Annotated in this window: 11 protein-coding genes, 1 tRNA gene and 1 pseudogene; 5 read left to right on the top strand and 8 right to left on the bottom strand. The window is 42.6% G+C overall.

Annotation, left to right across the window (positions count from 1 at the left end):
• Positions 1–4 precede the first annotated feature (4 nt).
• A complete protein-coding gene (hgcB, locus tag QAI40_RS03145) occupies positions 5–295 on the top strand; it encodes a mercury methylation ferredoxin HgcB (protein WP_299977560.1) in 291 nt (96 codons plus the stop codon).
• Between the two features lie 32 nt (positions 296–327).
• Here hgcB and QAI40_RS03140 read toward each other — a convergent pair whose 3' ends face one another.
• Entirely contained in the window at positions 328–1,506 is a 1,179-nt protein-coding gene (locus tag QAI40_RS03140; RefSeq protein ID WP_299977558.1) for a diadenylate cyclase, read from the bottom strand.
• A gap of 149 nt (positions 1,507–1,655) precedes the next feature.
• Between QAI40_RS03140 and QAI40_RS03135 the strand changes: the two genes are divergently transcribed.
• Together QAI40_RS03135 and QAI40_RS03130 are read left to right on the top strand one after the other, a co-directional pair.
• Positions 1,656–3,479, top strand: a complete 1,824-nt coding sequence (locus QAI40_RS03135) for an aldehyde ferredoxin oxidoreductase family protein (RefSeq protein WP_299977554.1) — start codon at positions 1,656–1,658, stop codon at positions 3,477–3,479.
• Positions 3,464–4,687 (top strand): class II aldolase/adducin family protein, encoded by a 1,224-nt coding sequence (locus QAI40_RS03130; RefSeq protein ID WP_299977551.1) that lies wholly within the window; start codon positions 3,464–3,466, stop codon positions 4,685–4,687. The genes QAI40_RS03135 and QAI40_RS03130 overlap by 16 nt, the downstream gene beginning before the upstream one ends.
• Here QAI40_RS03130 and QAI40_RS03125 read toward each other — a convergent pair.
• The 6 genes and pseudogenes from QAI40_RS03125 to QAI40_RS03100 all read right to left on the bottom strand — a co-directional run bounded on the left by QAI40_RS03125 (position 4,684) and on the right by QAI40_RS03100 (position 11,263).
• Positions 4,684–6,519: an AMP-dependent synthetase/ligase gene (locus QAI40_RS03125; protein ID WP_299977548.1), complete on the bottom strand. Its 1,836-nt coding sequence runs from the start codon at positions 6,517–6,519 to the stop codon at positions 4,684–4,686. The two genes, QAI40_RS03130 and QAI40_RS03125, sit on opposite strands and share 4 nt — an antisense overlap.
• Positions 6,492–7,268 (bottom strand): ABC transporter ATP-binding protein, encoded by a 777-nt coding sequence (locus QAI40_RS03120; protein ID WP_299977545.1) that lies wholly within the window; start codon positions 7,266–7,268, stop codon positions 6,492–6,494. Before QAI40_RS03120 ends, QAI40_RS03125 begins: the two co-directional genes overlap by 28 nt.
• A 2-nt stretch (positions 7,269–7,270) precedes the next feature.
• Positions 7,271–8,050, bottom strand: coding sequence for an ABC transporter ATP-binding protein (locus QAI40_RS03115; protein ID WP_299977542.1), 780 nt, complete (start codon positions 8,048–8,050; stop codon positions 7,271–7,273).
• A 1-nt stretch (position 8,051) separates the two neighbouring features.
• Positions 8,052–9,245, bottom strand: coding sequence for an ABC transporter substrate-binding protein (locus tag QAI40_RS03110; protein WP_299977539.1), 1,194 nt, complete (start codon positions 9,243–9,245; stop codon positions 8,052–8,054).
• Positions 9,246–9,324: 79 nt separating this feature from the next.
• Positions 9,325–10,182 (bottom strand): annotated as a pseudogene (locus QAI40_RS03105) (branched-chain amino acid ABC transporter permease).
• 31 nt (positions 10,183–10,213) lie between these two features.
• A complete protein-coding gene (locus tag QAI40_RS03100; RefSeq protein ID WP_299977537.1) occupies positions 10,214–11,263 on the bottom strand; it encodes a branched-chain amino acid ABC transporter permease in 1,050 nt (349 codons plus the stop codon).
• A 146-nt stretch (positions 11,264–11,409) separates the two neighbouring features.
• On the opposite strand from QAI40_RS03100, the gene QAI40_RS03095 reads away from it, so the two are divergent.
• Both QAI40_RS03095 and QAI40_RS03090 read left to right on the top strand, forming a co-directional pair.
• Positions 11,410–11,485: transfer RNA gene (locus QAI40_RS03095), tRNA-Thr, on the top strand.
• Positions 11,486–11,789: 304 nt separating this feature from the next.
• A complete protein-coding gene (locus QAI40_RS03090) occupies positions 11,790–12,344 on the top strand; it encodes a C40 family peptidase (protein WP_299977534.1) in 555 nt (184 codons plus the stop codon).
• A gap of 15 nt (positions 12,345–12,359) precedes the next feature.
• Here QAI40_RS03090 and QAI40_RS17145 read toward each other — a convergent pair whose 3' ends face one another.
• Complete coding sequence (locus QAI40_RS17145) at positions 12,360–12,500, bottom strand: 4Fe-4S binding protein (protein ID WP_367278835.1); 141 nt, start codon at positions 12,498–12,500, stop codon at positions 12,360–12,362.
• Positions 12,501–12,601: the final 101 nt, after the last annotated feature.

Here is a 12,601-nt window from a genome sequence, read left to right as displayed (position 1 = left end):
AAATATGGAAAATTTAAAATATTTAGATGACGTATCAACCCTGGTACTCAATGAAGAAAAATGTATCGGCTGTAGCTTGTGCACCGAAGTCTGTCCTCAAGCAGTTTTTGAAATGAAGCAGGACAAAGCCCATATTGTTGATTTTAATGCCTGCATGGAATGTGGTGCCTGTGTTAACAATTGTCCTTCCCAGGCCATATTCGTCAATCCGGGTGTCGGCTGAGCCGCCTATATTATCCAGGTTTGGATAAAAGGAAAAGAAAACGCCTCCTGTGGCAGTGGCGAGTGCTGCTGAGCACTGGAATGAAACAATAGCTCTTTTTCTCTTTAATCTGATTTTGGTCTCTTTCCAAGTGTCAACTCAATCCTTGCCGGGGTGATATGTACAATGTGAACTCTGTCATTGGGTAGTGTTAAATTTCCCGTGGTAATATTGTAAAAGGATGTCCCGGACTTTGCTGAAAACAAGTCAATAGAAGTGATGATATTATTTTCATCCAACAGGCTGACATCTTTCCTAAGTCCGCGACAGATAATAGAAATTTTTGGATCAACCGGCTGAGATACCATGAGCCCTGCCGGGGTATTTCTGAAGTTAAGCGGCAGATTGATTTTCTTTTCAAAATTTTGTTGCCCTGCAAAAAGCAGCCACATAATAAAAACCAGAGCAAAAACTATTATTTTAATTTTATATCGCCTGGTAAACCAAAATTTTATCTTTTCTTTAACATCCGTATCTGTCTCTTTAAAGTCAAAGACCGCGTCCTCAAGAAGAGCAACCAACTCTTTTTCATCGTTCACTTTTCGAATATCATTATCAACAGCAAAGGAGACTTCCCCTCTTTCCTCTGAAATAATCATCACCCAGGCATCGCATTGTTCAGTCAGCCCTAGAGCGGCCCTGTGTCTTGTTCCCCATTCCTGGGGCAAATCTTCTCTTGCAGATAAGGGCAGATAGCAGGATGTTTTTAAAATTTTCCCTTTGGAAATAAGGATAGCCCCGTCATGCAGAGGAGATTCTTTATAAAAAATGGAGCCCAATATTTCAGGTTGAGGGTCGCATTCCATGGAAATCCCTTTTGTGATCAAATCAAATACAAGGTCTGTTCTTTCAAAAACAATGATCGCGCCGATTCTTTTTTTTGCCACATCAAACGCCCAGCCTGCAAACGCCGGAACCCAGCCATCGGCTGCTGATTTATGTTTAAATCCTATAGTTTTCAGGGGGTTAAACCGCTCAAGCATTTGCCTGATTTCTCTTTGAAACAAGATAATCAAGAGGATCACAAAGACCTGCCACAAAATCTGAAACACCCAGGTGGTTAGAAAAAGTCCCCAGGATTTGGCCACAATGAAGACCCCGCTTAAAAGAACAATGCCAATCAGGGCTTTGAAAGCCTTGGTGCCCCAAAACCAGATATAAAACTGATAGGAGACAATCGAAATAAACAAAATATCAAGAATATCCGGCAATCCGATATTTGACAATATAGCAAACAAATTCATGAGGTACCTTTCTCCAGTCTGATTTACCGGATACTATGACATATTGCGCCTTGGTTTGTATAGTGTAAAACTTTGAAGTGCTTTGTATCATTTCTGATCATCGTATGATATTGATAAAAAAATAACCGCTGCGGCCAACAGAGGGCGATATGGGGAATTCGCCCCAAAGATCATGGACCGGCAAAATAAAGAGGATTCGAACTTATATGCACGGATGGGCCGGAAACATACTGGTAATTGATCTGACAAAAAAAAGCATTGAAATTGAGAAACCCGGTCTCGACATATTTAACCGGTATGTCGGTGGCAAAGGATTAGGCGGCAGATATTTAAGACAATGTGCAACACTGCCCTGGGATCATCCCGACATGGTAATCTGTATATTTACCGGGCCTCTCACAGGAACCATATCCCCTACATCAGGACGTGCCCATATCCTCTCAAAATCACCGCTTACAGGACTTGTGGGAGATTCCTCCGTTGGCGGAAAGCTTGCCACCCGGCTTAAACGGGCAGGGTGGGACGGCATTGTCATCAAAGGCAAAAGCAAAACGCCTGTCGGCATTACGATAAAGGATAACCGGGTAGAGTTTAAAGAAGCCAGCGGATTATGGGGGCTTGATACAAATGCTGTCCATAAACAAATCAGGCCGGGAAATGCATCTTTAGCATCTATAGGGCCGGCGGCTGAAAATGGTGTGCGGTTTGCTTCCATAATAGTAGACCGCCATTTCGCTGCCGGCAGAAGCGGGCTTGGACTTTGCCTTGCCCAAAAAAAAATCAAATATCTCCTGGTGGACGGCACAGGTCATAGTAAGGTCAAAAATCCCAAAAAACTGAAAGAAGCAAGAGAAGACATCTTAAGACTTACAGCCGCCTCTCCTGCACTTATGGGCCAGTTCGGCTTCACCTGCCTTGGTACAGGGGCGGTATATGATCTCATGGACAACCGCAGAATGATGCCTACTGATAATTTTCAGCGCACCCGTTTTGAGCACGCATCCAGACTCAATGCAGCCGCCTACGCCAAAACCTATGGGCCCAAAAAACACGGGTGCCTTGGCTGCCATATTCTTTGCAAAAAAATCGGGACAAGAAACAGACAATCCATGGCTATGCCAGAGTTTGAGACCATGTCTCATTTTACAGCCTTGATCGGGTGCGCAAATACCGACCTGGTCATAAAAGCCAATGAACGATGCAATTGTTTTGGCATGGATACCATATCTGTGGCGTCAACTCTGGCCTGCAGGCGTGAAATAACCGGCCTTGATTACACACCGGACAAGGTCTTATCTCTTTTAGATGATATTGCTTTTGGAAAAGGTGAAGGAAAAGATCTTGCCCTGGGAGCAAAAAAGTATGCAAAAAAAATGGGAGCCCCTCAAGCCGCTATGGCTGTCAAAGGGATGGAACTTCCGGCCTATGATCCCCGGGGAGCTTACGGCATGGCACTGGGATATGCCCTGTCCACCCGGGGCGGATGTCATTTGCGTGCCTATCCCATAAGTCATGAAATTTTCAGGAAACCTGTGGCCACGGATCGATTCAGTTTCAGCGGCAAGGCCAGGATCATAAAGATTGCTGAAGATCTGAATGCCGTTGTGGACTCACTTATCGCCTGCAAGTTTACTTTTTTTGCTGCCAGCCTGGAAGAATATGCAACTGCCTATGAAGCTGTCACAGGAATTGAAACCAGTGCCCAGGATCTCTTGAAAAAAGGGGAATGCATTTATTATAATGAACGAATCATGAACGCGCTGAACGGCTTTGACGCAAACGATGACGACCTGCCGGATCGATTTTTCACGGAAGCCGGATCAAGCACAAATAATATTTGTATTCCCCCCATCAACAGAGATGTATTTCTGGATGCCCGAAAAAAGTATTATGATATCCGGGGGCTTACCATCAATGGTATGCCTCTGAAAGATAAAGCACAAACACTTGGACTTTTATGGAACAACTTGTAAATAAATATGCGAACAAACTGATTCAGGCAAGACTGGGGCTGAACTCTGGCCCTTCTCAGCCATTGATTGGCGGGCTGGATGATACCCTTGTCTGGAACCGCAAGGCAGATGAGACCCGTCTTCTGGAAAATGTTTTTAAAGAACTGGATATAAACTCTCTGGTTTTTTTAAAGCCCCGGGAACCCTATGGCAGCCTCATAAACTTTCTGGCAGAAGGCGCCCTTAAATCCAATGGTTTGATCCAGCCAAAAGATTGTGAGACAAGAACCTTTCTCCATGATCTGCCCGTGATCAAAAAATTTTGTGCAGGCCAAATCATCCAGGTGTTAAAAAAAAGGAAAAGCGTAATCATTGCACCTGGAAAAACAGATGACAATTTCAAAGGCCCTGCAATTGTTGCCCATGGTATGGTAAGTCCGGAACAGGGATTTGTAACCATAAGCTCTGTCTGTTTTGCAAGTTTTATTAAATTTTTTACAGATTATCTGGAAGCACTTCAAACAGGACTTGCCACGGCAGATGCCCACGATCTGTTTGACTCCATCATCCCGTATGTGAAACCGATACAAAAAAAAATGCCCGAATTTATCCCGTCACCTTTCCCAACTGAAGAAACCGTTTATTCAGCCATTATTGAGGCCGGTCAAAAAACGGTTGAATATGAACTTGTGGACTCCTATTTCGGCAATGTCTCCTATTTCTGGAACGAAACCCTTTACATCAGTCAAACCGGAAGCTCTCTGGATGAGCTTGGCGGATGCATTGATCCGGTTCCCCTGGACGGTTCCACCAGTGCCGGTCTTACCGCCTCAAGTGAACTGACAGCCCACCTTGCAACCATTTCCCACACCCGTTGCAAGGCCGTCCTCCATGGCCATCCCAAATTCTCGGTTATTTTATCCATGGATTGCGACCCTGTTGAGAAAGCTGCCTGTAATTTTAAAGAACAATGCCACATCAAATGTCCTCAAAAAAGGCTTGTGGGGTGCACCCCCATTGTGCCGGGCGAAGTCGGCACAGGCCCTTTCGGACTTTGTAATACGCTGCCTTTGGCGCTTGAACAGGCAAACAGTGCCATTGTTTATGGTCATGGTCTGTTTACGATTGGAAAAAATAATTTTTCCGATGCCTTTCGTACTATGCTGGAAGTTGAAGATCTCTGCCGCAACACCTATTTTGAAAAAGTACGCCTTTTAAGAAAAACCTAATACATGGCTTCTATCAAATCCTTAAACGCATCGTTGACGAATTTTCGCTTAATTTTCATGGTGGGGGTCACTTCACCGTCTTCTTCGTAAAGCCGCTTGGGCAGAAGGGTGAATTTTCTGATATTTTCAACCCTGGCAAGAGTTTCATTTACCTTTTTAACTTCGCGATCACAGAGCGCAATCACCTGTTCGTCACAGGTTAAATCTTTATAGGTTGAAAACTGAATTTTGTTATCCTGGGCAAATTTCACAACATTGTCTTCATCAATCATAATCAGGCAGGATAAAAATTTTCGCCTGTCTCCGATCACAACAGCATCATTGATATAAATACTTGCCTTGAGTTTATTCTCAATATACTGAGGGGTGATATTTTTACCGCCCGCTGTTACGATAATATCTTTTTTGCGGTCTGTTATTTTTAAAAACCCATCCCCATCAATTTCGCCCACATCTCCTGAGTAAAGCCAGCCATCAATAATAGTTTCAGCCGTTGCTTTTTCGCTTTTATAGTATCCTTTAAACACCCCTGGAGACCTGACAAGGATTTCACCATCTTCCGCAATTTTAATCTCTATGTCTTTAAGTGGTCTTCCCACGGTTCCAAATTTTGTTTTATCCTCCGGAGAAACTGTGGTAGCACCTGTGCCTTCAGTCTGTCCATACACTTCGATCAGGTTCATTCCAATGGATTGATAAAAGCGCAGCACCTCTTTTGAAATGGGAGCTGCCGCTGAAATCGCCACCCGGATATTTTCAAAGCCAAGTCGTTCTTTCAGCTTTCTGAAAATCGTAAACCAGGCAATGAAATAAAAACCTTTGAGAAAAAGACCAGGTGTCTTAAAATTCATTACACAATCCGCCCGTTTTTCACCTATTTTCAGGGCAACATTGAAGACAAACCGCTTGAACCACGTGGCATCCGCCATTTTGATCATGATATTGGAATAGTATTTTTCCCAGATCCTTGGGACACCATATCCAAAGGTCGGAGAGACTTCCATCATATTCTGCATAACCGTATCCGGCTTTTCCACAAAATTGACAATATAAGCAAACTTTAAAGGAATAAAAACGCTGAACAGCCTTTCAAAAATATGGCATAATGGCAAAAAGGACAAAACATTATCACTTTTAGATATTTTTAAAGTGCTGTCAATAGCCCCAGGCATCCATGTCACATTTTTATGGGTGAGCATGGCACCTTTGGGTGGACCTGTGGTGCCCGAGGTATAAATGATCACTGAAAGGTCATCCGGCCTGACCTGGGCCTGCCTGTCTTCAAAAAGAGATGGATGCGCTTCATTTGCTTTGCTGCCTTTTTCAAGGAGTTGATCAAAGGTCATCACCATGGGATCTGTAAATGCCAGAAGTCCCTTTGTGTCCCATACAATAACCTTTTTTAAAAGCGGCGCATTCTGTCTGAACATCAACCATTTGTCCAATTGTTCTTCATTCTCCACAAATAAAAACCTGGCATCACAATGATTGACCACATACTCCACCTGCTGCCAGGCATTGGTGGCATAGACCCCGACCGACACTCCACCCACGCACTGAATCCCAAGATCAGCCATCACCCACTCAATGCTGTTATCGCCGATAATACAGGCACTATCTCCTTTTGCAAACCCCATGGATACCAGGGCACATCCCACTTTTTTTGCTTTGTCATGGTATTCATCCCAGGTGATATCATGCCAGATACCCAACTCTTTTGTTCGCAAAGCAACCCTTGAACCGTTTTGGCTAACCGTCTGATTAAACACCTGGGGAATCGTCTCAAATATGGGTTCTGTCTTTTTCATCGCCATGCTTTCTTTCTTTTCCATCGCTGGTAGCCTTTAGCAGAAGTTTCGGATTTTATGCCAAGATAAAACTCTTTGACATCCTTGTCTTCCAAAAGATCTTTTGCTTTTCCTTTCATTACAAACCGACCGTTTTCAAGGATCAGGCCGGTGGAAGAAATGGAAAGGGCCATATTGGCATTCTGCTCCACCAGAAGGATGGTGGTTCCTTTGGAATTTATCTCCGTGATAATAGAAAAAATTTCTTTGACCAGAATGGGGGAAAGCCCTAAAGACGGTTCATCAAGGATCAGCAGTCTGGGTCTGAGCATCAAAGCTCTCCCTATGGCAAGCATTTGCTGTTCTCCACCCGAGAGTGTGCCTGCCCATTGGTTGGTTCTTTCCTTTAAAACAGGAAAATACTCAAACACCTGTTTAATATCCTGTTTTATCCCTGACGAGTCTTTCCGAAGATAGGCACCCATCAATAGATGTTCATGAACTGTGAGTTCCTTAAATACTTCCCGACCTTCCGGCACATAGGCAATACCTTTACGGACAATTTTATCAGTATCCCATTTTTGAATGGGAATACCGTCAAATTCAATGATGCCCTTGTCTGGCTGGTCTTCTATCTGGCCCATGATGGTCTTTAAGATGGTTGATTTTCCTGCTCCATTATTGCCCAGAATGGTTGTGATGCTTCCCTCTTCCACGGCAAAAGAAGCGCCTCGGATAGCATAAACCAGATCATAATAGGTCTCGATATTTTTTACTTCTAGCAGATCCGGCATATTTAGTTTTCCTCCCCAATGTAGGCTTTGAGGACTTCTTTATTCTGCTGGACCTCTTCAGGGATTCCAAGGGTGACCTGCTTTCCGAAATTAATGGCCAGAACACGGCTTGAAATATCCATGACCATTTTCATATCATGCTCAATGAGCAAAATGGAAATCCCCAACTCATCCTGAATATCCTTGATCCAGAAAATCATATCCTGTTTTTCTTCCGAATTCATGCCGGCACAGGGCTCATCCAGCAGGAGCAGGGAGGGTTCCAGGGCAAGAGCTCTTCCAAGTTCAATAAGCTTCTGGGTCCCATAGGGTAAAGCTCCCACAAACTTGTCCCGGACATTCTCAAGCTCCAGAAATTCGATAATTTCTTCCACTTTTTCTCTGTGTTGAATCTCTTCTCTGGCTGCAAAAGAAGATTTTCCCCACATGAACATACCTCTGAAAAGTCCTGTTTCCATGCGGATATGACGGCCCAGCATAATATTTTCCATGGTATTCATATGGGAAAATAGCTCAATATTCTGAAATGCCCGGGCAATGCCCATCCTGGCGATAGTGTCTGGCTTTTTGTCTTCAAGACAATTGCCTTTAAACCGGATGCTTCCCTGATTCGGTTTGTACAGCCCGGATATGCAGTTGAAAAGGGTGGTCTTTCCTGCACCGTTGGGACCGATCACAGAAAAGATCTCACCCTTATTCATGGTAAAGCTGATATCCTGGAGGGCTTTTATCCCGCCAAAGGAAATAGACAGGTGGTCAACCAGAAAAAAAGAGGATTCCATATTATTTTATACTCATCCAGTCCGTCAGCTTCTTATACTTTCCACCGGCAAGACACTGAACCAAAAATGTCTGGGAGGCCCCTTGCCGTGAATACATGTCATTCTTGTTATAAGGTTTATAATTAACTTCAGGGCCGATCCCTTTAAATCCTTTTATCCCTTCCATAGCCGTAATAAAATTTTCCCTTGTCAGATCACGTCCTGCAGCTTTCAATCCTTCAATCATAGGCTCGGTAAAAATGATGCCGGCATAATAAAAAACGCCCCATCTTTCTTCCTTGGCTGCATATTTATCAAACACTTCTTTTTTATATTTATTAAGCAAAGGGTGATCAGAATCAGGAAGCTCACCCAGCGTAGCGGTAATCACACCTTCCCAAAGACCTTTTGTGATACTCATCATCAAAGGAAAGTCAGAGGTGGTACTGGTACTCATGAACTGGGGTTCAAACTTCATAGCCTTGGCTGTTCCGACAATTCTTGCAGAATGTCCCACTCCTGTCCACAGTAATACCAGGTCTGCCTTGGATTGTCTTAGCTTCATCACATGGGGTTTAAAATCGGTATCTTTATTTTCCATGGACACCTGAGCAACTGCTTTCATGCCATGAGCTTTTAGTTCTGCAAGAGCCCCTCGCAGCCCGTTCTTCCCATATTCATCATTCAAATAAGCAATGGCAATCCGTTTTTTCCCCATTTTTTCAATGGCGTATTTAATAAGTGCTTTTGCCTCACCATGATACAGCGGATAGACGGCAAACAGATTTTTCTGGGGAGGATTTACCCAGTGCAAGGAACCTGCAGCAGGCCCTACCCAGGGAATATTTTTTTTAGCCAGATAATCTTTTACCGCAAGCCCGGGAGATGTTCCCACGCCACAGGCCCAGGCAAACATCCCTGTGCCTTCCTGGAGTTCTTTAACCCCGGCCTTTGTTTTGGCTGGATTATATCCGTCGTCAAACATGTGGTAAACAATTTTTCTGCCATGAATACCGCCATTGTCATTGATCCATTTAAAATAATCGCCTGTACCCCTTGCAACATTACCCCAAGCCGCTGCAGGGCCGGTCTGAGGGCCCCACTGCCCAAGATGGATTTCCGTGTCTGTCACACCCTCTTCAGCACATAGGTTTGGAGCAAAGCTCAACAAAAAAGCCAACGAAACAAATAAAACAAGCATTAATCTTTTTTTCATCATTCCCTCCTTTTTAAACAATCATTGGTTCTATATTACGTTCACGTATTCCCTGATTAAAACCCGAGTTAAACCTGAATTAAACCTTTTTTACATAATGCCTGGCAAAAAGACCGCTTGGCTTAACACACAACACAAGCACAATAATGACAAAAGCAACCACTGATTTAAACTCAATGGATATATATCCGCCAAACAGATTTTCAATAATCCCCAGCATATAGGCAGCAATAACAACGCCTGGCAAAGAGGTCATTCCCCCCATGACAGCTGCAGCAAATCCCTTGAGCATGGGATCCCACATCATAAAAGGCTGCATGATGATCGGACAAAGCAGCAGGCCTGCCACAGCTCCCACAAGAGAAGAAATCCCCCAGGTCATCATCATAATCCGATTGGTTCTCACCCCGACAATCTGTGCGGCTACACTGTTTTGCTAGGTGGCTTTCATGGCAAGTCCCAGTTTTGAATATTTAAAAAATAAATAAAGTACACTCATTAATAATAAGGCTACCACCAATGTCAAAACTTCAAGTTTGGTGATAAAAATATCCCCGATAATAAAGCTGTCATAGGGGCTTATTGGAAACGGCATGGATTTTTGGTCTGCACCAAATTTCCATGACACAAATCCTAGAAGAACCATCTCAATACCAATGGTGATGACGATCATCCCCAGGACATTGGGTTCCTTTGCCCGCCTAAGAATTGCAAATTCTAAAAAGCATCCCAAAAGAGCTGCGAATACGAATGCCCAAAAGAAAGCAAGATATACAGACATATTGAAAGAGGTTAAGAGCATCATGGCAAAAAAAGATGAAATAAGGGCCATTTCACCCTGGGCAAAATTGGGTACTTCAGATGTTTTATAAATGATGACCATGGCAAGACCCATTAAGGCGTAGGAGCTTCCCACTGCAATACCGTTGACAACCATCTGGATCAAATCAATCATTTAGGTCTCCATATTAAAAAGGCCAGGTTCGCCAATATTTTTTCGTTCGAATCCATATGCCATAGAGCCCAAGGGGTTCAAACAGCATGATCGCAATCAAAATAGAACCAAATACAATATATTGAATATTGGATACACCGGTAATGGAAAACCAGCTTTTAGAAAGATGCTCCAGCCATTCACCGACATAGGGGATATCAAGAATATTCCTCAATTTCAAATCCAGCCAGCAAAGAAGCGTAGCACCTGCAATGGCGCCCATCATGGAACCAAGACCTCCCACAACTACCATGGCCAGAAACATGATGGACATCATCAGGGTAAATATTTCCGGCTCAATAAACTTTAAAACAAAGGCATATAAACCACCTGCAATGCCGGCATAAAATGCACTCACTGCAAAGGCAAGCGTTTTGTAGTAAAGGATATTCACCCCCATGGTCTGGGCCGCAATATCAGCATCCCGGATGGCAATAAATGCCCGGCCTACCCTGGTCCTGATCATATTCCGCATAAAAAGCAGCAGGAAAATTGTCAGGGTGATCAACAGGTAATAAAACTCCTTATCCGTATCCAGAATCCAGGGGCCAATGGTGATGTCTGGTGCATGGATACCTTCCCTGCCACCAAAAAGTTCAATCCGCCCGATAATCTGGGTAATGGTCAATCCAAATCCCAGTGTGGCTATGGCAAGATAGGGCCCGTCAAGCCGAAGCGCAGGCAGGCCCAGCAGGAACCCGAAACAACCTGCAATAAAAGCGGCACATGGCAGGGCCAGAAGAAATGGGAATCCTGCCTTAACCATCAGAATAATCGTTCCATAGGCACCAATGGCAAAAAATCCGGCATGACCAAGGGAAATCTGCCCTGTATATCCCACCAGAAGATTTAAGCCTGCAGCAACAATGATATTAATGGCAATATAATTGGCCACATAGATATAATAATTATTTACAACCAAGGGAAATAAATAGAGAGATCCGATTAAAACTAAAAACCAGAAAATAACAGACGGAGATGTTAAAAGTTGTACATCCTCATAATAATCTCTTTTCATATCCATGTAAAACAATCCTTTTAGCTCAACTATCTGATGAAACAATTTATATTACTACTTATTTTCTAAGCTTGTAGGTTGTCAAGCAAAAAAGGAAATCCTGTTGCACGGCAGCTTGAACATTTCCATTTAATATAGTATCTTTACAGCAAGCCAATGTAGCTCAGGCGGCAGAGCAGCTCACTCGTAATGAGCAGGTCTACGGTTCGAATCCGTACATTGGCTCCACTCAAAATTCTCGTTAAACCGGCACAAATTGAAAAAAATGCGCCCTGTTTTGCGCCCTACCCTTTTTTGATGGTTTAATCCCCGTCGATGTGCTGCATAATTTCCTGCTTGCTTTACCGCTTGCTGTCTTCTCCTTGACAACCCCCTGTCATTAACAATAAATACAACAAAGAAAACAAATAACTTAATATCAAAAGGAGCATCCCCAAAATTGGCCTGTACAAAAACAACAGTTATTGAAAAAATCGCAGATAAAAATAAATAATAACAACAATTCTGGCAAAACTAAAAATTATTATTATACATGGCAATATTATTTAAAATTTTATTAATACTAAGTTCAATAGCTATATTTTTTAGCTGCTCACCAAAACAGCATAAATTTAAAATTATCGATGATAACGAACAAACTATTTCAAAACCTAAAGAATCTGACAAAAATTCTATTAAAAATGTAATCCTGAAAGAATTTGAAAAATGGAAAGGAACTCCTCATAAGATGGGAGGAAACAGCAAAAGAGGGATAGATTGTTCAGGTTTTGCACACTACATATATACAAAATTATTTAACATAACTGTTCCAAGGACAACGAAACAGTTTTTTACTGCGGGAATAAAAATAAATAAATCACAATTGAAACCAGGGGATTTAGTTGCTTTCATGCCTCACTCCTATCCAAGGCATGTTGGGATTTATATTGGAAAGAACAAATTCATTCATGCGTCTACATCAAAAGGTGTCATAATGTCTGATCTCGGTAATCCTTACTGGAAAAAACATTATGTTATGTCTCGACGAATTATAAAAAACAAACTTTTAATTGACTCACCTGCTTATTCCATAAAGTTAGATCAATAGATTTCTTTTAAGATTTCACTTTATAACATAATCGAAAGCAAAAATTATTTTCCTTAAAAAGGGAGTTTTAAGTTGTATAGCACTTTCTGGACATATTTCCTGGCAGCAATAGCATCTGATACAATTATCGTAGTTGTATATCTGGATATTTGCCATAAGAATCAAATTTTTATACATCTGCCATAAACCCGTTACGATCCAGGTTATCTTATCCGTCCAGTGCCTGAATAATTTTTTAAAGTTCTCAAAGGTCTTCC

Source organism: Desulfobacula sp. (assembly GCF_030611305.1).
Classification (GTDB): domain Bacteria; phylum Desulfobacterota; class Desulfobacteria; order Desulfobacterales; family Desulfobacteraceae; genus Desulfobacula.
This window is presented reverse-complemented; position numbering and strand designations above follow the sequence as displayed.